The sequence below is a fragment of the Xanthomonas sp. CFBP 8152 genome (assembly GCF_014199025.1).
GTDB lineage: Bacteria > Pseudomonadota > Gammaproteobacteria > Xanthomonadales > Xanthomonadaceae > Xanthomonas > Xanthomonas arboricola_B.
On record NZ_JACHNO010000006.1, the window covers coordinates 15,231 to 38,829 of the forward strand.

The 23,599-nt window shown below is 63.6% G+C and carries 8 protein-coding genes and 1 pseudogene; 8 read left to right on the forward strand and 1 reads right to left on the reverse strand.

Annotated features, from left to right (window positions below):
• Positions 1–40: 40 nt before the first annotated feature.
• The 6 genes and pseudogenes from FHT09_RS17995 (at position 41) to FHT09_RS18020 (ending at position 20,808) form a co-directional block, all read left to right on the forward strand.
• On the forward strand, positions 41–14,335 hold the full coding sequence (locus FHT09_RS17995; protein WP_258077229.1) for a hemagglutinin repeat-containing protein: 14,295 nt from the start codon (positions 41–43) through the stop codon (positions 14,333–14,335).
• Positions 14,332–14,847: a hypothetical protein gene (locus FHT09_RS18000; protein ID WP_146096524.1), complete on the forward strand. Its 516-nt coding sequence runs from the start codon at positions 14,332–14,334 to the stop codon at positions 14,845–14,847. Before FHT09_RS17995 ends, FHT09_RS18000 begins: the two co-directional genes overlap by 4 nt.
• A gap of 145 nt (positions 14,848–14,992) precedes the next feature.
• A pseudogene (locus FHT09_RS18005) lies at positions 14,993–15,961 on the forward strand (IS3 family transposase); the annotation flags it as partial.
• A 267-nt stretch (positions 15,962–16,228) separates the two neighbouring features.
• Positions 16,229–16,729: a TspO/MBR family protein gene (locus FHT09_RS18010; RefSeq protein ID WP_104606431.1), complete on the forward strand. Its 501-nt coding sequence runs from the start codon at positions 16,229–16,231 to the stop codon at positions 16,727–16,729.
• A 591-nt stretch (positions 16,730–17,320) separates the two neighbouring features.
• Positions 17,321–19,828: a bifunctional aspartate kinase/homoserine dehydrogenase I gene (gene thrA / locus FHT09_RS18015; RefSeq protein WP_104606430.1), complete on the forward strand. Its 2,508-nt coding sequence runs from the start codon at positions 17,321–17,323 to the stop codon at positions 19,826–19,828.
• A 29-nt stretch (positions 19,829–19,857) separates the two neighbouring features.
• On the forward strand, positions 19,858–20,808 hold the full coding sequence (locus FHT09_RS18020; RefSeq protein WP_104606440.1) for a homoserine kinase: 951 nt from the start codon (positions 19,858–19,860) through the stop codon (positions 20,806–20,808).
• A gap of 74 nt (positions 20,809–20,882) precedes the next feature.
• Here FHT09_RS18020 and FHT09_RS18025 read toward each other — a convergent pair whose 3' ends face one another.
• Entirely contained in the window at positions 20,883–21,197 is a 315-nt protein-coding gene (locus tag FHT09_RS18025) for an EthD family reductase (RefSeq protein WP_104606429.1), read from the reverse strand.
• Positions 21,198–21,343: 146 nt separating this feature from the next.
• On the opposite strand from FHT09_RS18025, the gene thrC reads away from it, so the two are divergent.
• Entirely contained in the window at positions 21,344–22,651 is a 1,308-nt protein-coding gene (gene thrC / locus FHT09_RS18030) for a threonine synthase (RefSeq protein ID WP_104606428.1), read from the forward strand.
• A 101-nt stretch (positions 22,652–22,752) separates the two neighbouring features.
• On the forward strand, positions 22,753–23,499 hold the full coding sequence (locus FHT09_RS18035; RefSeq protein ID WP_104606427.1) for a murein L,D-transpeptidase catalytic domain family protein: 747 nt from the start codon (positions 22,753–22,755) through the stop codon (positions 23,497–23,499).
• Positions 23,500–23,599: the final 100 nt, after the last annotated feature.

Here is a 23,599-nt window from a genome sequence, read left to right on the forward strand (position 1 = left end):
CTGTTGATTGATGACGCCCAGCAGTGGCAAGAGAGAAACGATGGACACCGAAGCGATGGGCATGCGTGCTTACCTGGCCGAACAAAGCAAGCGTGCGCTTGCGTTGCTGCTGTGCTGCACGGTCACCTGGACATCGTTTCCGGCCTGGGCACAGGTGGCGCCAACGCCGAATCCCGGCGGGCAGACGCCCGGTCAACAGGTCGCCGCCAATGGCGTGCCGGTGGTGGACATCGTCGCGCCCAATGCGCGCGGCATCTCGCATAACCGATACAGCAATTTCAACGTCGGCCCGAACGGGTTGATCCTCAACAACAGCGCGCAGATCTCCAAGACCGAGCTGGGCGGCTATGTCGCCGGCAACGACAATCTGCAACGCAGCGGTGCCGCCTCGCTGATCCTCAACGAAGTCACCTCGGCCAGCAGCCGCATGCAGGGTTATACCGAAATCGCCGGTGCCAAGGCGCAGTTGGTGATCGCCAACCCCAACGGCATTTCCTGCGATGGCTGCGGGTTTCTCAACACCTCGCGCGTGACCTTGACCACCGGCACGCCCAACCTGGGCAGCGATGGCGCGTTGAACGGCTTCAGCATCACCGGCGGTGCGCTGAGCATCGGCAGCAACGGCCTGGATGCGTTCAATGTGGATCGCCTGGACCTGCTGTCGCGTCAGCTCAGCGTGGAGGGCTCGATCTGGACCAGGGAACTGGTCGCTGCCGCGGGTGTGGGGCGGGTCAATTATGACGGCATGCTGCTGGAGGTGGTGCCGGGCACCGATGGCGCGGCACCGTCGATCGGCATCGACGTGGCGCAGCTGGGCGGCATGTATGCCGACCGTATTCGCCTGATTGCGACCGAAGCCGGTGTGGGCGTGGTAAGTCGCGGCACCCTGGCGGCGCAGAGTGGCGATCTGCAGATCGACAGTGCGGGCCAGGTGAGCCTGGGCGGGACCACGGTGGCGCGCGATGGAATGGGTGTGCGTGCAGCCGGTGACCTCGACCAGCGCGGCGTGCTCGGCTCGCAGCAAGGCGATGCGCGTCTGCGCGGCGCGCGCATGACCCTGGCAGGCGATCTGGTCGCCGCCGGTACCCTGGATGCACAAGCCAGTGGCACGTTGAGCCACAGCGGCCGCAGCAGCGCCAGCGCCATCCGTCTGTTCGGTTCGGAATTGAATGCCGATGGCAGTCTGCATACGACCGGTGCGCTGGATCTGGGCGCCGATGGCGTGTTGCGCAGCAACGGTGTGGCCTATGCGGCAACCGCCGCAAACCTGCGTGCGGGGCAGATTAACCTCACAGGCACGCTGCAGAGCGGCGGCGCGATCGGGCTGAATGCAAATGCGATCGATGCACTGGGCATCCTGGACGCGGCCACCGCCTTGCGGCTGAACAGCAGCGGCGACATGCGTCTGGGTGGATTGGCACAGGCCGGGCAGGGCGCCGATGTGCGGGCCGGCGGTCGGCTGGAACTGCAGGGTCAGCTGATTGCTGCGGATGCAGTGGCGCTCGATGCGGCGAGTATCGACATCGCACAGCGCGGCGCAATGTCTGCCGGTGGCGATCTTGAACTGCGCAGCGCAGGTGCGTTGGACAATGCCGGTAGCGGCTACGCCGGCCGCGATCTGCGTCTCCAGGCAGCGTCCGTCACCACGTCAGGCAGTCTGGCGGCCGCACGCGATGCGCAGGCGGCGGTTGCCGGTGGTCTGGTCAATAGCGGCACGTTCGTTGCAGGCAATACGCTGACCATCGATGCGGCGCAGCTGGATAGTCGTGGCGATATCGGCAGCCAGCGTGGGGAGACGCTGCTGCGCAGCCGCGGCGCTCTGGCGCTGAGCGGCAACACCGTGGCAGGTACTGCCCTGAGCCTGGACGCCGCAGCGGATGCGCAGGTCACGGGCATCGTCAACGCCGGTCGCGTGAATCTTCGTAGCGGTGGCGATACCGCACTCTCCGGCACCCTGCAGACCACCGCCGGTGGGTTGGTGATCACCGCAGGCGGTGAGCTCGTCAGCGATGCCGTGGTGGGTTCGACAGGCACGATCGATTTGCAGGCGAACGGCGCGCTGCGTCAGCGTGGTCAGCTCCGCGGCGACGCCGCGGTACAATTGCGTGGCGCAGCGGTCGAGCACAACGGTGTCATCGATACAGGTGGCGACCTGCGCATCACCAGTGCTGCCGAGCTCGCGTTGGACGGCACCGTGCAGAGCGCTGGCTCAGCCACATTGCAGGCGGGCGCAGCACTGCAGAACCGCGCGAAGGTGATCGCAGCTGGCGCGCTGGATGTAGAGGCAGCCTCGTTGCGCAACGCGCAAAGTGCCGCGTTTTCGTCGGATGCCGGTGCGCGCGTGCGCACGGCCGGCACATTGGACAATGCCGGCAGCCTGTATGCGGCGAGCGATCTGCAGCTGACCGCAGGCGCGTTCACGCAAAGCGGCAGCGCCAGCTCGGGCAACACGCTTTCGGCAGCTGTGAGCGGGTCATTCGACAACGCTGGCACTGTGATTGCCAGGAAAGCGCTAAAAATCGATGCCGGCAGCGTGCGCAGCAGCGGTCAACTCGGCAGCGAATCGGCAGGTGTTCGTCTGGGCAGCCAGGGCGATATCGCGCTGCAAGGCGTGGTTGCCGCTGCGACCACGCTGCAGGCCAGCGCCGCTGGCGATCTGCAGCAGGCAGGGTCGCTAAGAGCGCAGTCGCTGGCATTGAGTGCCGGGCGTGATCTCACCGCTGCTGGCAACCTGCAATCAGCGTCCACGCTGGATCTGCAGGCACAACGTGCTCTGACATTTGCTGCCCAGGGCCAGGCTGGCGGTGATGCTTCGATGCGCGCCGCCACACTGACAACCAGCCAGGATGCGGTGTTGCAGAGCACGGGAGCGATTGCGCTGGACAGCGCGGCCATCGACAGCCGCGGCAAGCTGGATGCAGGGAGCGATCTGCACATCCGCAGCCAGGGCGATCTGGCGCTGGCGGGTGTGGCACAAGGCGGGCGCGACGTTGTTTTGAATGCCACCGGCGCGCTCAGCAACGCAGCGCAGGTGTTTGCAGGCCGCGATCTGTCGTTGCAGGCAGGTAGCCTCGACAACACCACGAGCGGTGTGTTGGCGGGCGAGGGCAACATCGCCCTGACCACTACGGCACTGCTGAACAACGCTGGCCGCGTGCAGGCCGGTGGCGATCTGCAGGTCAGCGCAGCAAATATGGACCAGAGCGGCAGCGCGTCTGCAGGCAAGGCGTTGCGCGCCGCCATCGCAGGCACGCTGGCCAATCGTGGCAATCTGATCGCCAAGGATGCGTTGCAGGTCGATGCGGCCACGCTGCGTAGCAGTGGACAGTTGGGTAGCGAGCGGGCCGATGTCACGTTGAACAGCCGAGACGCGCTGCAACTCGAGGGTGTGGTTGCAGCGGCCACTGCATTGCGTGCGACTGCTGGCGGCGATTTGCAGCAGGCCGGTTCGCTCAAGGCACAGTCGATCGCGTTGCAGGCGGGGCGCGACCTCACTGCAAATGGCACTGTGCAATCGGCATCCACGTTGGACCTGCAGGCGCAGCGCACGCTCGCCCTGAATGGACACGCATCGAGTACGGGTGAGGCAACCGTCACCGGCGCATCGGTTCTGACAGGCGCTGCAGCAGTGCTGCAGAGCGGTGCCGCCATCACACTGGACGGCGGCTCCATCGACAGCCGTGGCTCGCTCGATGCGGCGACCGATCTGAATGTGCACAGCGCCGGTGATCTGGCCCTGGCCGGGGTGGTCCAGGCCGGGCGCGACGTTGCGCTGACGGCGACCGGTGTGTTGAACAATGGCGCTCAAGTCGTTGCAGCACGCGATCTGCACGTGCAGGCCGCCAGTGCCAGCAATGCCGCAACTGCGACCCTGGGTGCGCTCCGCGACCTGCGCGTCGATGTCGCCGGAGTGCTGGAAAACAATGGCAGCCTGCATGGCGAACGTGGCCTGGCACTGAACACCGGCACGCTGCTGCAGCGTGGCCGTGTCTACAGCGGGGATGCAATCTCGATCTTGTCGACAGGCGCATTCGAAAACGTGGGCCAGTTGGTCTCCGGCAAGGATCTGACCATTGCGGCCGACAGCATCGTCAGCAGCGGACAACTCGGCTCGGTCAACGGCGCACTGACGCTGACCAGCCAGAACGCGATCGATCTGCACGGTGTGGTGGCTGCGGCGACCACGCTGCAAGCCACCGCTGGCACCGATCTGCTGCAGGCCGGCTCGCTCAACGCGCAGGCCGTGACATTGCAGGCCGGCCGCGATCTCACTGCCGGTGGAACCCTGCAGTCCGCGTCCGCGTTGGATCTGCAGGCGCAGCGCAGCCTGACGTTGAACGGTCAGGCGCAGGCGGGCACTGACGCCAACCTGCGCGGCAACAGCATCGCCACCGGCCGCGACGCCGTGCTGAAAAGCGTCGGCGCGATCAGCCTGGACGGTGCGGCAATCGACAGCCGTGGCACGCTCGATGCCGGCACGGACGTGCGCCTGGGCAGCACGGGAGCGCTTGCGCTCGCAGGCGTGGTGCAAGCCAATCGCGATGTTGTGTTGAGCGCAACCGACACCTTGAGCAATGCGAGCCAGGTGATTGCTGGCCGTGATCTTTCGGTGCAGGCAGGCGACATCAACAACGTGGCGGCCGGCGTGTTGGCGGCCGATGGCAGCGTCACGCTGACCACTGGCGCGTTGCAGAACGCCGGCAGCCTGCAGAGCGGCGGCGATCTGCGCATCACCGCCGCCAACATGGACCAGGGCGGTACTGCGATTGCAGGCAAGGCACTGACCGCAAAGGTCACCGGCACGCTGGACAACCGCGGCAACCTCATTGCCAAGGATGCGCTGCAGGTGGAGACAGGCAGCTTACGCAGCAGCGGCCAGCTCGGTAGCGAAACTGCCAACGTCAGCGTGATCAGCCAAGGCGACATGACGCTGCAAGGCGTCGTCGCCGCAGCGACCACACTGCAGGCCACTGCAGTTGGCGATCTGCAGCAGGCGGGCTCACTCAAGGCGCAATCGATCGCGCTACAGGCCGGCCGCGATCTCACCGCCGCAGGCACGCTGCAGTCGGCAACGCAACTGGATCTGCAGGCGCAGCGCGCACTGGCAATAAACGGACAGGCGTTGGCGACGGGCGATGCAACCCTGCGCGGCGCGCGGATCGGCACCGGTCAGGCTGCCGTGCTGCAAAGCGGTGGCGCGATCAGCCTGGATGGTGCCGCGATCGACAGCCGTGGCGCACTCGATGCAGCCACTGATTTGAATCTGCGCAGCACTGGCGACCTGGCGGTTGCTGGTGTGGCGCAAGCCGATCGCAATGTGGTGCTGAGCGCAGGTGGCACGTTGACCAATGCGGCGCAAGTCGTCGCTGGCCAGAGCTTGAACGTCACCGCAGCTAGCGCAAGCAATGCCGCCAGCGGCGTGCTGCTCGCGCAGGGCGACGCCACGGTCGCCATCGGCGGCTTGCTCGACAATGCTGGCGCCGTGCGCGCCGGCAATCAACTCGCCTTGGGCGTCGGGTCGCTGCGCCAGACCGGCCAGGCCTACGGCTTGCAACGCCTGGGTGTCATTGCCACTGGAGCGGTGGACAATCGCGGTGACCTGATCGGCGGCAACGGCTTGCGCGTGGAAGCTGCGCAAGTCAGCAGCAGCGGCCAGCTGGGCAGCGAGCGCGGCGATGTCGCATTGATCAGCCGCGGCAACCTGGAGCTCGGCGGCAGCCTCGCATCGGCTGGCAGCTTCTCGGCGCAGGCCGATGGCGCGTTGGCACAGAGCGGCACCTTGAGCGCTGGCAGCACGCTGGAACTACGCTCCAGGGGCGACCTGGGTGTGGCCGGCCAGCTCGGCGCTCAGCAGGTCACCTTGACCAGCGACGCCGTGTTGCGTCAGCAGGGCACCGTCAGCGGTACGACGGTGGGTCTGCAGGGCGCCCGCATCGAGAACGCCGGGCAGACCACCGCTTCGGGCAACTTGAGCCTGCGTGCGGGTGAGATCAGCATCGCCGGCACCGTGGGCGCTGGTATCAACGCAGATGGCAGCCTCGGCAGCGGACGCACGCTGAGCCTGATCGCCGATCGCCAGCTCAGCGCCTCCGGCAAGCTGCTGGCTGGCGGCAACCTCACAGCGCAGGGCAGCCAGCTGCAGCTGGCGGGTGCCAGCACACGCGCAACCGGCAATGTCGCACTGACCACCGGCGGCAATCTCGATCATCGTGGCGGTGATTTGCTTGCCGGCGGCACGCTCACCGTGCAGGCCGGCGGCAACATCGACAACGGGCGTCTCAACGCCGTCGCCGGCCAGATGCAGGCCAACCAGTTGAGTATCGACGGCGCCAGCCTGAGCAATGCCGGCGGGCGGTTGGTGCAAAGCGGCAATGGACTGACCCGCGTCAGCATCGGCGGCGCGATCGACAACACCGGTGGCACGCTGGCCAGCAATGCGCAGGATCTGACCATCACTGCAGCCAGCCTGGAAAATGCACAAGGGCGCATCGAGCACGCCGGCACCGGCGTCCTGTCGGTCACCAGCCGCAGTGCGCTGGGCAACAGCAGTGGGCGCATCCTCACGCAAGGGCAACTGCACCTGGACGCCAGTGGCGCGTTGAACAACCAGGGCGGCGCGATTGCCGCAGCGGGCGATGCGGCACTCACCGTCGCCGGCCTCAGTAACATCGGTGGTTCGGTCTCGGCACGTGGATTGAACGTGCAAAGTACCGGCGCGGCCGACAACCGCAACGGCTTGCTACAGGTCAGCGGTGGTGCGCTGACCTTGCGTGCCGACAGCCTCAGCAATGCCGGCGGCATTGTGCAGGCGGTCGCGAACGCTGGTGGGGGTGGCAGCCTGCGCGTCGAACTCAATCGTGGCCTGGACAACGGCAACGGCACGATCGGTGCCGGCACCGACGCAGTGATTACAGCGGAAAACATCAGCAGCAGCGGCGGCAGTCTGCAAGCGGCGCGCGACCTCAGCGTCACTGCACGCGGCCAGCTGGACAATCACCAAGGCGGCAAGCTCAGTGCGGGGCGCGATCTCAACGTTGCCGTCGCCGGCGCGTTGCTCAACAGCGGCGGCCAGCTCGATGCCGGCAATACGCTGACCGCCTCCGGCGGAAGTATCGACAATAGCCAAGGCAGTATCGTCAACAACGGTGGCGGACTGACACGCATCACCACTGGCGGTGCATTGACCAACAGCGGCGGCAATCTCGGTGGACGCGGCAGCGTGGTGATCGATGCCGCCAGCATCGCCAACAACAGCGGCCAGCTGGTCGCCGGCGGCGACCTGATCGCCAACACCACTGGCTTGAACAACCAGGGCGGCAACGTCTATGCCGGCGCAAGCTTCCTGCTGCAGCGCGCAGGCGCCACGCTAGACAATCAGAACGGCACCATCAAGGCCGAGCAGGCAGTCCGCTTGAACCTGCAGAACTTGAACAACGCGGGTGGCAACATTGGCGCCGGCAGCATGACCGGTGGCGCCGGCGATGTGGTGATCGATACCGTCGGCTTCGACGGTGGCGGCAGCATCCTGGCGCAGAACCTGCTGGACCTGACCTTGCGTAGCGACTACACCCACCGCGCCGGTGCAGACCTTACCAGTAACGGTAATTTCAACCTGCGCGTCGGGGGGAGCCTGGTCAACGAGTCCACGCTCAAGGCTGCGCGCAGCCTGGACATTACGGCCGGCAGCATCACCAACCGTGCGGGCGCCACCATCCTGTCCAATGACACCCGCCTCAACGGCGGCAACATCATCGACAACGCCGGAAGTATCTCCGGCAACGGCGTGCTGTCGCTGGTGGCGAACAGCATCAACAACACCGGCAGCATCGTCGGCGGCAACGTCTCGGTGAACACCGGCACATTGGTGAACGGCGCCGACTTCGGCGGCGCGACCGACAACGCAGCCTATGGCTCGGCCTTGCTCGGTTCCACCGGCAACATGAATCTGATCGTGCGCGATCAACTGCTCAATCGCGACGCGCGCATCTTCAGCCTGGGCAATATCGCCATCGGCGGCGCGCAGGATGGCGGCGGTACCTTGGTCTCGCGGACCGGTGTGCTCAATAACCTGTCGGGCAGTATCGAGGCCGATGGGAGCATTTTGATTGCGGCCAACCAGCTGAATAATCGGCGGCGAGTGATCAATACGACCAGCGTGTCGACCGATCCTGGTAGCGACAATATCTACTCCGGCGGCGAGCTCATCGAAGGCAAGGCGATCCGGAATCTGCAGGGCGCGCGGGCGCCGTATCCCTACAAAGGACTCGCACCTGGCATTTATCGCAACTATCAGGTGATCCAGCAGGAGCAGCTGTCATCCGCAAGTGCGGAGGGGAAGATTGCAGCGGGTGGAAACATCTTGCTGTCGGGCAGTGTCACAAATAATGCGTCGACCATCGCTGCAGCCGGTCTGTTTGCTGCCAATCAGCGAGGTCTTGGGGGGCTCTCGGATCCAATGATCAATGGCGGTGAGCAACTGCTCAACCAAGCGCTGGCATTGAATCAGGTGGTCCGGCAAAGCGATGTGGAGCACATCGTCACCGCGATCACCAATGACTGCATGCAGCCGGTTGGACAGAAGGTCGTTTGCTACTACGAGGAAGAAGATCAGCGACTGAGTTCGTCGACGACCAGCAGCAGCTACGTCGCCCTGGGCGCCAGCATGACCGGTGGCCAAGGTGTGAGCATCAACGGCGCCAACATCAGCAATGGTGCCGTCGGCAGCGACGGTCGTGGCATCAGCGGTGCTTCGTTGAATGGTGTCGGCGCACAAGGGGGCTTGACCGGACGCGCCACGCAAAGCGCCGGTGGAGTGGGCGGCCAGGCCGTGATCGGCCGTGCCAACGGCGGCGCGTCGAGCATCAGGGTGGCCACCGGCACGACCGGCAGTGCAGGCAGCCAGGTGGGCGCCAACACGCAGGACGCCACGCTGGCCACATCGGGTGGCATCGTCAAGATGTCGGTTGCACCTGTCGCGTCCAACGACAGCGGGCTTGTGCGCAGCAGCGTCGATCAGGCAGACGTGCAGGCCACCGCGGCCGGTACCGGCGTCACTGCCGTCGCAACCGACAGCCGCACCCGCGTCGACCCGGCCACCATTCCGGTGACCACCATTGCGGGTAGCGGGCAAACCTCGCTGACGCAGATCGATCTGCCCATTGGCGGGCTGTATCGCCTATCCGGCGGCACCGGTACCGATCTCACCGCAATGGGCCGTGCCGCCAACGGGCTGAGCGGCATCAATGCCTGGCGCAGCAATGGCCCGGGTCGTCGTTACCTGATCGAGACCGACCCGCGCTTCGTCAATTACGACAACTTCATCAGCAGTGACTTCTTGCTGGACAAGCTGGGTGTTGACCCGGAGTGGACCCAGACCCGCCTGGGCGATGGCTTCTACGAGCAGCGCCTGGTGCTGGACCAGATCACCCAGCTCACCGGCCGCCGCTATCTGGGCAACTACGCCGATGGCGTGGCGCAGTACCGCGCCTTGCTCGAATCCGGCGTGGCCGCCGCAGGCCAGTTGCAGCTGAGCATGGGCGTGGGCTTGACCGCCGCACAAGCGGCCGCGCTGACGCAGGACATCGTCTGGATGGTGGAGCAGGACTACCAGGGCCAGAAGGTGCTGGTGCCCGTCGTGTATCTGGCTTCCAACTCGCTGCAGTTGCGTGGCAATGGCGCCTTGATCGCCGGCGGCAACGTCGAGCTCAACGCCACCAACTCCATGAGCAACCAGGGCGTCATCGCAGGCGCCGACGTCAGCGTCACCGCCGGCAACCTGCTCAACCAGGGCCGCATCAGCGGCACTGGCAGCGTTGCCCTGGAAGCGCGCAACGACCTGCTCAACCAGGGCCAGATCCAGGGCCGCGACGTCGCACTGGTGGCCGGCAACAACCTGGTCAGCGAAGCATCCAAGGCCATCAACGGTGTCGGCATCCTGTCGGGCATCACCGCCAGCAACACCTTGCAGATGATGGCCGGCAATGACATGACGTTGACCGGCACCCGCGTGCAGGCCGATGGCAGCGCGGCGTTGATCGCAGGCAACAACCTCAGCCTTACCCCAAGCGCGTTGCGCGACGACAACGGCCTGCTGCGCGGCGGCGATGTGCTGTCGATTACCACCGGCAAGGATCTGGTGATGTCTGCAGGCAACGACCTGCAACTGCATGGCGTGACCATCAACGCTGGCGGCAGTGCCGCACTGCAGGCAGGCAACAACCTCTCGTTGACCCCGACCACTGGTCTCGACGGCAAGGTCGCCACGCGCACCAACATCAGCACTGGCGACAGCCTGCAATTGAATGCAGGCAACGACCTGACCATCCGTCAAACTGAAGTCAAAGCAGGCGGCGATCTTATCGCCGCAGCAGGCAACAACCTCAACGTCGAATCCGTCCTCAACGAGACCGAAACCAACAGCTACAAGAGCCGCAACGGCAAGACCCGCGTCACCACCACCACGACCACGCAAACCATCGACCAGCAGGCGCTCACTGCCGGCGGCAACCTGATCCTCAGCGCCGGCAACGACGTCAATCTGGTCGCGGCCAAGCTGGACGCCGGCAAGGGTCTGGGCATCAGCGCCGGCAACGACATCAATGCCAGCACGCTGACCACGGTGGACACCAGCAACACGCTGGAAACGCGCAAGCGCTTCAAGCAGACCACCAGCACCAGCGACGAAACCGTCTACGGCACCGAGTTCAGTGCTGGCGGCAACCTGGCGATGCAGGCTGGCAATGACATCACCCTGACCGCCGCCACTGCTGCCACCAAGGAAGGCGGTATCACCCTGGCCGCCGGCAACGACGTCAACCTGCTCGCCGCCAGCGAGCAGCACGACGCCGCGCAGGACATGACCAAGAAGAAGAAGGGCACGTTCTCCAGCAAGACGACGACCACGCATGATGAGTGGCAGGACAACGTAGCAGTCACCACCACGCTCAGTGGTGACACGGTGCAGATTGCGGCGGGTAACGATCTGCTATCGCAAGGCGCGCAGGTCGCCAGCACCGGCGATGTGGTATTGGCCGCAGGCAACAACATCACGCTGGACACGGTGCAGAACACGCACAGCGAGGAACACGAAAAGACTGTCAAGAAGTCGGGTCTCTACGGCGGCGGTGGATTCAGCGTCGCTTTGGGCGTCACCAAAAAGACCGATGGGCTGGACGTCACCGAGGTGACCAACAGCGGCAGCCTAGTCGGCAGTACCGATGGCTCGGTGACAATGACCGCCGGCAACAAGGTGGCCATTACCGGCAGCGATGTGCTGAGTGCCACCAGCACTACGATCGTGGGCAAGGAAGTCACGATTGCCGCGGCAGAAAATACCGTGGATACGGTGCAGACGTCCAAGCAGCAGAGTGCTGGCATCACGTTAGGATTGACCGGTGGGGCTGTAGACGCCGCGCAGGCGATCTACGGCGCAGTCAAGCGCGGCTCGGAGGTCGAAGACGATCGCCTGAAGGCGCTCTACGCCGCCAAAGCGGGCTACGCGGTCAGCGACACAGTGGGCTTGGTTGGCAATGGCCTGAAGGGCTACGACGGCCAAGCTGTTGCAGGAAACACGACCAAGACTGGCGCTGCGGCGGCGGATGGCGCGCAAGGTGCTGCCAATGCTGCTGGAGTGAGCTTTCGTGTAGGCATTGGTGCGAGTAGCTCGTCGAGTAAAACGACGACACACGAAGAAACCACCGGAGGTAGCCGCATCCTCAGCAACGGCGACGTCACCATCGCCGCGACCGGCGGCGATCTCAACGTCATTGGCAGCAAGATTGCCGGTGAAAATGTGGCCTTGGCTGCAGCAAACAAGCTCAACTTGCTCAGTAACAAAGAAACCAACACCACTAAATCGGAGAACAAGAACGCAGGCGGTGAAATCGGCATCAGTGTCGGTGCAGTAACTGGCTATTACCTCACGGTATCTGCAGGCAAGGGCAGCGCCAAGGGCAATAGCGATCTACGCACAGAAAGCGTGGTCACTGCCAACGACACGTTGACTTTGGTGAGCGGCAACGACACTACGATTCAGGGTGCACAAGCTGTTGGCAACAAGGTCCTTGCTAATGTCGGCGGCGATCTGCTGATCAAGAGCGAACAGGACACCAATGAGTACAAGAGCAAACAACAGCAGGCCAGTCTGACCCTAGCGACCGGCTCGGGCAGTGGCGGCAGCTACAGCCAGCAGAAGGTCAACAGCAGCTACACCAGTGTGACTGAGCAGAGCGGCATCCAGGCTGGCAATGGTGGCTTCGACATCACTGTGGGCGGGAACACGAAGTTGGTCGGCGGTGCGATTGCCAGTGCTGCCGATGCCAGTCTCAATCGGCTGTCCACCGATAGCCTGACGGTCGAGGACCTTCAGAACAAGGCGGAGTACAAGACCAGCGGCGTAACAGTTGCCGGCGGCACGGGCAGCAGCATGGCCAGCGTTGCCATCGGTGCCGGATTGAGCATGCTGAGTAACGCCAGCGAAAGCTCAAGCAGCACGACCAAAAGCGATATCGCCGCCGGTACGATCCAGATCCGCAATGGCGACGACTCTGCGCTGGCAGGGTTGGATCGCAGTGCGGCCGAGTTGCAACAATCTGGGCTGAAGGAGATTTTCGACGAGCAAAAACTTGCCGAACAGCAAGAGCTTGCTCAGGCAGCGGGCGAAGTGGCGTTGCGGTCTGCTAAAGCGGTGATCACCTATAAGCGGGAGCAGGCAGCAGCTGCTGCAGACCAAGCGATGAACGATTTGTCTGTCGCCGAGCGTGATGGCGATAAGGCAGCGGCTGCTGAAGCTCGTAATCGATTAGCAGATGCAAAGCAAAGTCTGGCGAGCTGGAATGACAAAGGAACTGCTAAGCAAGTCACGCAGGTTGCTGCCGGCGCGCTCGCAGCTGCGGCCTCTGGAGGCAACGTCTTGGCCGCCGCAGGTGGCGTGTTTGTTAGCGAGAATGCACTCCCTAGGTTTGCCGAAGCTTTGCAACGTAACGGCATTAGTCCCGGTAGCGATGTCGAATCGGCACTAATGGGCGGAATGGCGGCTCTTTTCGGGGCAGCCGGTGGCCTCCTTGCCGGTGACACACAGGCAGGTGCTTCTATGGCGAGTACTGCACAAGTCTACGGCTACTACGATTACCGTGATGGAAGACAGCAGCGCCAGGGTATGGTGGCTGCCGCTCTGGATAAGATCAACGTTGTCGATCCTGACCAGCGGGCAGGTATCAACACGGTTTTGGATAATGCGGTCAGATTGGGGGCCAATCCGGACGACTTAGTGTTGTTGCTAAAGTCTCCTGAGGCAGGTTCATATCTTGCAAGTATCGCTGCGCCGGAGACCTATGCCTTCAAGCTGTACGGAAAAGAGTACAATCAGCTTACTGTTGATCAACAAAGTGAAGTAATCAAGAGGATCCCGACAGGTACTGTTACTGTATTGATTGGGAAGACAGAAGGGACATCCGCATCTGATAATTTGCAGTCCCGGGATGTCGGCGGTTCTGCTCCAACTGGGCCTATTGCCTTAAGCGAGGCGGCATCGGATAACGAAAGCTTGCGTTTCAAGGGCGCTAGAGTTGTATCCGACTTGGCTATTGCTGGCGGGGAAAAGGTCGAGCAGTTCAAAAACTTCCTTGGTCCAAAGACGGCTGAGACGACTGCTCTTGTGTTAATGGCAGCGGCCGGCGGTCCGGTTAAAACGCTTGGTGGTGCACTTCTGGGCGCGACGCCGATAGCCGGCTACGTACAGGACAAGAAAGAGACCTTCTTAGTTCAGCCATTTTCGCCTGTTGTAGGTTCTGCCGCCTTTGGTGCCCAGACCGATGGTGATCAACAGGCGGTTTACCCAGCTAGTCATGCCACGAGCTCCATGCTGGTTGACACATTATTGTCATCAATGGGCGTACTTGGAACCAAAGCAGCCGCTGTAGGGATAGTTAAGAATAGTGAAGATTTTATTGCCAAGATCAAGGGAGCTGAACATGCTGTAGTTGATGCTGGCGATATAGAGAAAACGTTAATTATTCCAAGAGAAAAAGCAGAATTTTTAGATTTTTACAAACGTCAGGCCGAAGCTGGAACTCTTGACAGGGTTAACCCAAATGATGTTAGAAAGGGTAATTTTAGAGCGGCGTTAACGAATGAAGTTGGCCCCCCGCCGGGATCAGGCTATCATGCAGATCATACGGTTGAACTTTGCGTTGGTGGTGCGAATTGTCCTAAGACTAATGGAAATTGGCTGGAGGGTAGAAGAAATACCACTGCTGGCAGTAAAATAGGGCAGCAAGTTAAAAATGACCCTGTTGGAACAAAGTATACTGATGTTAAGCTGGAGGATGAGCCTTGAATAAAGAATTTAGATTGATTTTTGAAGGGTTTCCTGATTGTTCAGGCTTGTCAGCATTTGGGGGGCTTTTGCGGCTTTTTTGTCCGGCGGATGAATTGTGGGGTTTGACTTGGTCAAAGTTTAGCGGTTTAAATTTTGATTGGGATAATGCGCTTATGTATGATGTTTTTGGGAATGTTTATTTCACAAAGAATTTTTTTGTAAATATATTGTCACTTGATTCGGGTGATATTGTTCCGCTTGATGTTAATGTGCGTGAATTGGCTGCAGCGGTGGTGTCTGATCCTAATTCGACGATTATGTTTGGAAAATATGCAGAAGCCATAAAATTTCTGGGGAGGCTGAAAGATAATCAAAATTATGCTTTTAAGGTTGAATTATCTTTAGGGGGGGCGTTCGATGTTGATAACATGTACATATCTGATAGGTTGGAGAACGTGAAGAATCTCGCCAAAATAGCCCGGCAAATTAGATGCGTCCCAATCGGGGCCAAATTTGCTGCTGATATTTGATTCATTTTTTGGTGTTTTTCAAAGATTAAGTGAGTTCCTGATTAGCCCTGACGTTCAGCCAGCAGTCTCAGTGTCAGCCTCCCGTAAAATTGATCCAGCCGTAGTTAGAGGTCTCCGGGCACACTAGCAACCAAGGAGACCAACGATGCGCGAGAGCAAGTTCACCGAGAGCCAGATCGTCGCCACGCTGAAGCAGGTCGAGGGCGGACGGCAGGTCAAGGATGTCTGTCGCGAGCTGGGCATTTCCAAGGCGACGTACTACGTCTGGAAGTCCAATTACGTCGGCTTGGAGGCTGCTGACGTGCAACGTCTTCGCAACTTGGAGACCGAGCACGGCAGGCTCAGACGCATGTATGCCGACCTTGCGATGGAGAACCATGTACTGAAGGATGTCATCGAAAAGAAGCTGTAGACCCGGCGCAAAAGCGCCCGCTTCTTGCCTGGCTCATCGAGCATCATGGCTGGGGCGAGCGCCGGGCCTGTTCGGTGATTGGCGTGGCTCGCTCGACAGCACGTCATCGACGCCGTCCTGACCAGGACGAGGAGGTCATTGCGCTGTTGTCTGAATTGGCCGAGCGTTTTCCTGAGCGTGAATTTGGAAAACTCTTTCAGATCATTCGCCGTTGCGGATATGTGTGGAACCACAAGAGGGTCTGGCGCGTGTACTGCTTGACGAAACTCAGTCAACGTCGCCGCAGCAGGCGCCGGGTTCCGACGCGGCATCCACAGCCACTAGCATGCGGAGAACGCCCCAATGCCGGTTCGATGCGCCGTGGGATGGTCGGCGTTTCCGCACGTTCAATGTCATCGACGATTTCAGTCGGGAGGCCTCGGCGATCAAAGTGGACCTGAATCTTCCAGCGGCCCGCGTCATTCGCACGTTGGAACGTATCGCAGCCTGGCGCGGCTATCCCGCCAAACTTCGTTTGGACAATGGCCCGGAGTTTGTCGCATTAGATTTGGTCGAGTGGGCCGAGCGTAAAAGCGTTGCATGGGATTTCATTGAGCCAGGACGTCCGATGCAAAACTGTTTTATCGAACGCTTCAACGGCAGCTACTGGCGAGGCGTGCTGGAAATATCTTCCGCACCCTGAGCGAGGTCCGTGAGCAGACCAACCAGTGGGATGCCTTGGGTGACAGTGACGAAGAGTTAAATATATATTTTTATGAAATGCCGGCGGTAATCTGGATTGATGAGTGCGGAAATTACTTTTCCTTGTGATAAGCGAAGAGCAGGATCAAGTTCACTTAATAGGTCTGCCTGCCCCTGTTTCCTCACACCCATTGTGGATTGACTAAACTCAGACCATTCATCCGCGTAGTCGCGGCTTGCACAGATGCTCTGCCAGGCTAAGGAACACGACAACACTTCACGGCAGTCATGACGCAAAGTATTTCAAGAAAGTCGCAATGGCTCGGCCTCCTCGGCTGGTTGGCGCTGTGCTATGCGGTCGCTGGGCTTGGTGCGATGGCATCCATCCAGGCGGCCGGCTTCTATGCAGAACTTGCGCGGCCGGAGTGGGCGCCGCCGGGCTGGTTGTTCGGACCGGTGTGGACAGGGTTGTACGGAATGATGGCGGTGTCGGTCTGGTTGGTGTGGCGGCGCGGCAGCCGGGCGGGGACGCGTCCGGCGCTGGGCCTGTTCGTGCTGCAGCTGACGCTCAATGGTTTGTGGAGCTGGCTGTTCTTTGCGTGGCATCTGGGGGCGTGGGCATTCGCGGATATCGTTGCGCTGTGGCTGGTGCTGGCCGGAACGATTGCCGTGTTCGCGAAGCGGCGGGCGCTGGCGGCGTGGCTGTTGGTGCCGTATCTGGCGTGGGTGAGCTTCGCGGCGGCGCTCAACTTTTCGGTCTGGCAACTCAATCCCCAGGTACTCGGCTGATCTCCGCTGTTGATCCTGGTGGCTCGTACTCACCGGCCCGGCAATAGCGACGATCTGTTGCTTGGTGCGAAGTGGCCTGTTGCTTGCTGCGAACTGATGCGGGCAGCGAAGCGACACCTGGCCCGCAAGCGGTCTAGTCAGTTGTATCGCGTCATCTGAGCGCATGACACTACCAATCGAGGTTCGAAACCTGCGCAGGGCGGCTCTCCAAAGTGGTTCCAAAAGTTTCCATAGCAATCATTTGCTTGCGCGCGCGATGCTTAAATCCCTGAGCAGCAAGGTTTTCCGTTTCCCGCCCCGAGCACGTGCGCCTGCCCATTCACGCAGCGCTTGACAGGCCTCGGCCCGGTGATGTCTTTTGCACACATGCTTAATGCTTTCGCCACCGCTTCGCTCACCTGTCAGTCGCATCTGCGGCCGGGTGCGGGCGTGGCCGGCATTAGCACCACCATTACCACCGTCACCATTCGCCCGGTGCGGCCCGTCGTCTTCGCGTAACTTCCGAAAACAACGGCCCCGCACCCGGATCAGGATGCGGGGGCTTTCCTCCCTCATCTGATGCGGACGGGGCCTCCCTAACGAGGTCTGTCGATGTCATCGCCTGCTGTTTCCTTCGAACCCGCTGCTGTTCTTGCGTCCTCTGCGCGCACCGTCGTGCACAAATTTGGCGGCACGTCGGTGGCCGATGCCGAGCGCTACCGGCATGTGGCGCAGCTGTTGCTGGCACGCGACGAGGCGGTGCAGGTCACCGTGGTGTCGGCGATGAAGGGGGTGACCGATGCCTTGATCGCGCTGGCCGAACTGGCCGCGCAGAACCGCCCCGAATGGCGCGAGCGCTGGCATGAAACCCGGGCGCGCCATCGCGGTGCGGCGGTGGCCCTGCTGGGCGAGCATTCCGGGCCGACGGTGGAATGGCTGGACGAGCGCTTCGAGCATCTGTCGCAGATCCTGGGCGCATTGGCGGTGATCGGCGAGCTGCCGCGCGAGGTGCTCGACCGCGTGCAAGGCCTGGGCGAGGTGTATTCGGCGCAGTTGCTGGGCGACCATTTCCGTGCGCTTGGCGAGGATTGCGCAGTACTGGATGCGCGCGATGTGCTGGTGGTCAATCGCGGCGAACTGGGTGTCGATGTGGACTGGGACACCAGCGCGCAGCGGCTTGCGACCTGGCGCCAGGCGCATCCGCAGACGCGCGTGGTAGTGACTGGATTCGTTGCGCGCGACCGCGCCAACCGCATCACCACGTTGGGGCGCAACGGCAGCGATTACTCCGGCGCGATCTTCGCGGCCTTGTTCGATGCCGATGAGCTGCATATCTGGACCGATGTGGATGGCGTGCTGTCGGCCGACCCGCGCGTGGTGCCCGAAGCGGTGCAGCTGGAAACGCTGAGCTACGACGAGGCCTGCGAACTGGCCTATTTCGGCGCCAAGGTGGTGCACCCGCAGACGATGTCGCCGGCCATCGAGCGCGGCTTGCCGATCATCATCCGCAATACCTTCCAGCCCGAACATCCGGGTACGCGCATCACCGCCAGCAGCGCGGTGAGCGGGCCGATCAAGGGGCTGACACTGAGCCCGGATCTGGCCGTGCTCAACCTGGAAGGCACCGGCCTGATCGGCGTGCCGGGGACCGCCGAGCGCGTGTTCGCGGCGCTGCGCACGGCGCAGGTGTCGGTGGTGATGATCTCGCAGGGCTCGTCGGAGCATTCGATCTGTTGCGTGGTCAAACAGCATGAGTCCGAGCGCGCGCGCAATGCCTTGCTGCAGGCCTTTGCACATGAACTCACGGTCGGTCAGGTGCAGCGTGTGCAGCTGACCACCGGCATCAGCGTGCTCGCTGCAGTGGGCGATGGCATGGCCGGGCAGCCGGGTGTGGCGGCGCGGCTGTTCGAGTCGCTGGGGCGTGCGCAGGTCAATATCCTGGCGATCGCGCAGGGTTCGTCGGAGCGCAACATCTCGGTGGCCATCGACGCCGCGCATGCGACCAAGGCCTTGCGCGCAGCGCATGCCGGCTTCTGGCTGTCGCCGCAGACGTTTTCGGTGGGCGTGATCGGCCCGGGTAACGTGGGCGCGGCGTTGCTGGATCAGTTGCGTATCGCGCAGCCGCAGTTGCTGGGCAAGGCCAACCTGGATCTGCGCCTGCGCGCGGTGGTTTCGCGCGGCCGCATGCTGCTGGACGAGCGCGGCTTGGTCGGCAACTGGCGCGATGCTTTCGCCTCCGCAGCCACCGCGACCGATCTGGAGCGTTTCACCACGCACCTGTTGTCCGCGCATCTGCCGCATACGGTGATCATCGATTGCAGCGGCAGCGCGGAAGTGGCCGATCGCTATGCGGACTGGTTGGCTGCCGGCATCCATGTGGTGACGCCGAACAAGCAGGCCGGCTCCGGCCCGTTGCAGCGGTATCAGGCGATCCGTGCGGCGGCCGATGCCAGCGGCGCGCGCTTCCGTTACGAAGCCACCGTGGGCGCGGGGCTGCCGGTGATCACCACGCTGCGCGATCTGGTCGATACCGGCGATGCGGTGACCTCGATCGAAGGCATCTTCTCCGGCACCCTGGCATGGTTGTTCAACAAGTACGACGGCAGCGTGCCGTTCGCCGAGCTGGTGACGCAGGCGCGCGGCATGGGCTATACCGAACCGGACCCGCGCGACGATCTGTCCGGCGTGGATGTGGCGCGCAAGCTGGTGATCCTGGCGCGCGAAGCCGGGCGCGAGATCAGCCTGGAAGACGTGCAGGTCGAGAGCCTGGTGCCCGAAGCACTGCGTCAGGCCAGCGTGGACGATTTCATGGCGCGCCTGCATGAGGTGGATGCGACGTTTGCGCAGCGCCTGGCCGATGCACGTGCACGCGGTAATGTGCTGCGCTACGTCGCGCAGTTGCCGCCGGATCGCGCACCCAGTGTCGGCTTGGTCGAATTGCCGGCCGATCACGCGTTCGCCAATCTGCGCCTGACCGACAACGTGGTGCAATTCACCACGCGTCGTTATTGCGAGAATCCGCTGGTGGTGCAGGGGCCCGGTGCGGGGCCGGAAGTCACCGCGGCCGGCGTGTTTGCAGATCTGCTGCGGGTGGCGGCGGGCGAGGGGGCACGCTTGTGAATCAGGCGGTTGCAGACCAGTCCGCGGAGATGCAGCGCGTGGCGATTGCTGCGCGCGAGCTTGGCCAGGCACGCGCCTTCGCACCGGCCTCGGTGGCGAATGTGGCGGTGGGATTCGATTTGCTCGGCTATCCCATCGACGGCGTCGGCGACACCGTCACGGTGCGGCGCATCGATGCGCCCGTGGTGCGCATCGCCGCCATCCGCGGCACCACGGTGGCTCTGCCGCTGGATGCCGAACGCAACACTGCGGGTGCGGCCTTGATGTCGTTGTGCGCGGCGCTGGCGCTGCCGTTCGGTTTCGAGATCGAGATCGATAAAGGCATCGCCTTGAGTTCTGGCATGGGCGGCTCGGCAGCGTCATGCGTGGCGGCGTTGGTAGCCGCCAACGCGCTGCTGGACGCGCCGTTGCACAACGAGCAGCTCTACCAGCACGCACTCGATGGCGAGGCGGTGGCCAGCGGCAGTCGTCACGGCGACAATCTGGGTCCGTTGTTTCTAGGCGGACTGGTGCTGTGCACGCTGGAGCGTCTGGTGCCGATCAACGTGCCGGCGGCGTGGCACAGCCTGCTGGTGCATCCGGATGCGGTGCTGGAAACCCGCCGCGCGCGCGAAGCCCTGGCCGGCGACTATCAACTGCGCGAGTTCGTCGCACAGAGCACCAACCTGGCCTTGGTACTGGCCGGCTGCCATGCCGGCGATGCAGGGCTGGTGCGGGCGGGCCTGCGCGATGTGCTGATCGAACCACGTCGCGCGCCGCTGATCGCCGGCTTTGCCGCTGCCAAGCAGGCCGCGCTGGATCACGATGCCTTGGGTGCCAGCATCTCCGGCGCCGGCCCCAGCGTGTTTGCCTGGTTCGCATCGCGCGCGGCCGCCGACGCTGCGGCCGCCGCTGTGCAAGCCGCATTCGCAGGCGTGGGCCTGGGCAGCCAGCACTGGGTGTCCCCGATCGCCAGCCCGGCCGCGCGGTTGCTCGCATGAGCCATCGCGCGCATGTCGGCGTCGATCGATCGCCCGCGCACGGCAGGCAGGCCGTGCAGCGCGCAAGGCGCCCTTCAACCGACCATGACCTCGCTGATCTGCATCACCGGCGCAAGATCGGTGTAGTTGGGAATGTCGCCGAGGATTTCCTCGGCATGCGGCCCGAAACTGGCGCCGAAGGCTTCCACCGATTCGCAAAAAATGTGGCATATGCCGATGAAGGGCGGGGTGCTGCCCGGTTCGCCGCCGCTGATGCCCTTGTCCACCGTATAGCGCAGGCAGGCCGCGCCCATCCGCGCGCTCACCAGTGGCATGTGCGTGTCGCGGTAGTAGGCATGGTCGAAGCGGGCGCCGTCGCGGTACGGGTACATCACGCTGACCTTGATCATCTGCCGGCTCCACTGGAAGGTGCGCGCAGCATAGCGCTGCGCTGCCCTTGCCGGGCGCCGCCGCGGCAAGGCGCGGCCATGCCGCAGTGTCCGGCCTTCTCATCCACGGGCAACGCCCCGTCTTCGTCTTGTCTGGAGTCGTCACCATGAACTTCCTTTCCACCCGTGGCGGCGCGCCCGCCGCAAGCCTGAGCCAGGCGATTGCTGCCGGCCTGGCGCCCGATGGCGGCCTGTACGTGCCGCAGACCCTGCCATCGGCGCGCACGTTGACGGCCGGCACCACACTGGCCGACACCGCCGCCACGCTGCTGCAGCCGTTCTTCGACGGCGATGCGCTGGCGGCCGAGCTGCCGGCCATCTGTGCCGAAGCCTTCGACTTCCCGGCGCCCCTGGTGGCCCTGGGCACGCCCGGCGACTATGCGCTGGAGCTGTTCCATGGCCCGACCGCCGCGTTCAAGGATTTCGGCGCGCGCTTTCTTGCGGCCTGCCTGACCCGTCTGCGCCGTGCCGAAGACCGCCCGCTCACCATCCTGGTCGCCACCTCCGGCGACACCGGCGCTGCCGTGGCCGCGGCATTCCATCGCCAGCCGGGTCTGCGCGTGGTGGTGCTGTATCCGGACGGGCGCGTGTCGCCGCGCCAGGCGCATCAGCTGGGCTGCTTCGGCGACAACATCCACGCCCTGCGCGTGGCCGGTTCGTTCGACGCTTGCCAGGCGATGGTCAAGCAGGCCCTGAACGATGCCGACCTGCAGGCGCAGCTGCCGCTGAGTTCGGCCAACAGCATCAGCCTGGGCCGCTTGCTGCCGCAGATGAGCTACTACGCGCACGCCGCCCTGCAGCACCATGCCGGCGCGGGGGCGGCGCTGAATCTGGTGGTGCCCACCGGCAACCTGGGCAATGGGCTGGCGGCGATCCTGGCGCGCGCGCTCGGTGTGCCGCTGGGCCGTATCGCGTTGGCGTCCAATGCCAATCATGTGTTGCCGGATTATTTTGCCGGTGACGATTACGCGCCTCAGCCCAGCATCGCCACGCTGGCCAATGCGATGGACGTGGGCGCGCCGAGCAATTTCGAACGGCTGCGCTGGCTCTACCGGGGCGACGATGCCGCGTTGCGCGAGGCCTTCCGTGCGCTCTCGGTGGACGATGCGGCGATCCGCCATACCGTGCAGCAACGCTTTGCGCGCTGCGGCGAGGTGCATTGCCCGCATACCGCCACCGCCGTGCATGTGCTGGAGCAACTGCGCGCAGAAGGGGCCGAGGGCGGCACCGGCGACTGGGCGGTGGCGGCCACCGCGCATCCGGCCAAGTTCGAGGGCGTGGTCGAGCCGCTGATCGGACGGGAGGTGGAGGTGCCGCCGGCACTGGCCGCATTGCTGCAGCGTCCTGCGCATGCCGAAATGCTGGCGCCGGACTACGCGGCGTTCCGGCAGCGCCTGCTTGCGGATGCGGCCTGACCGAACGCGTTCAGCCTGCCGGGGTTGGAAAGTGCCGCACATGCGGCTATTTGTAGGGGGTGCGGTTCCGCCATGGCGCCGCGTCCGATGTGGGTCGTTGCATGTCTTATCGAGTGATCGCCGTTGTCGCCGCGTTGTGCGGGGGGGCAGCGGCCGGGGCGGCCAGTGCGGCCGATGCCATCTCCGCCGCGCCGTTGCCGGGGCTGGGCGCACCGCGTATCGGTCTGGTCGATGCATTGGCGCGGCAGGCGCCTTCGCTGGATCGCCGAGTGCTGGCCCTGGCGGCCGAGGCGCTGCAATGCGCGCGGCAGCGCCAGCAGGTGGACGTCGAGCGCGTGCTCAGCGTCATCGACTACAGCCGGCCGTCGACCGAGCGCCGGCTGTGGGTGTTCGATCTGCAGCGGCAGCGGCTGCTGTTCCAGGAGTGGGTGGCGCATGGGCGCAACACCGGCAACAACCTGGCGGCGAAGTTTTCCAACGACGACGGCAGTTTCCAGTCCAGCCTGGGTGCGTTCACCGCGCAGGAGTCGTACACTGGGCACAACGGCTATTCGTTACGGCTGAAGGGCCTGGAGCCCGGCTTCAACGACCATGCGCGCGACCGCGCGATCGTGATTCATGGCGCGCCCTATGTCAGTGAGGCGGTGATCCGCACGCAGGGCCGGCTCGGCCGCAGCCTGGGCTGCCCGGCGGTGCGTCCGGCGGTCGCCAAACAGTTGATCGATACCCTGCGTGAAGGCGCCTTCGTGTTCGCCTACTACCCGGACCGGGCCTGGCTGCGGCAATCGCGGCTGCTGAGCGGCGGCTGCGGTGCGTCGGTGGCGAGCGCCAATGTGAGCGGTCGCTGAGTCGTTATAGAGGGCGCGGTCTGCGACGATCGCGCGATCGGCCTGACGTGCTGGCATCGCGTTCGGATCTGCGGGTCAGTCACGCGGCGATGCTTGCCTG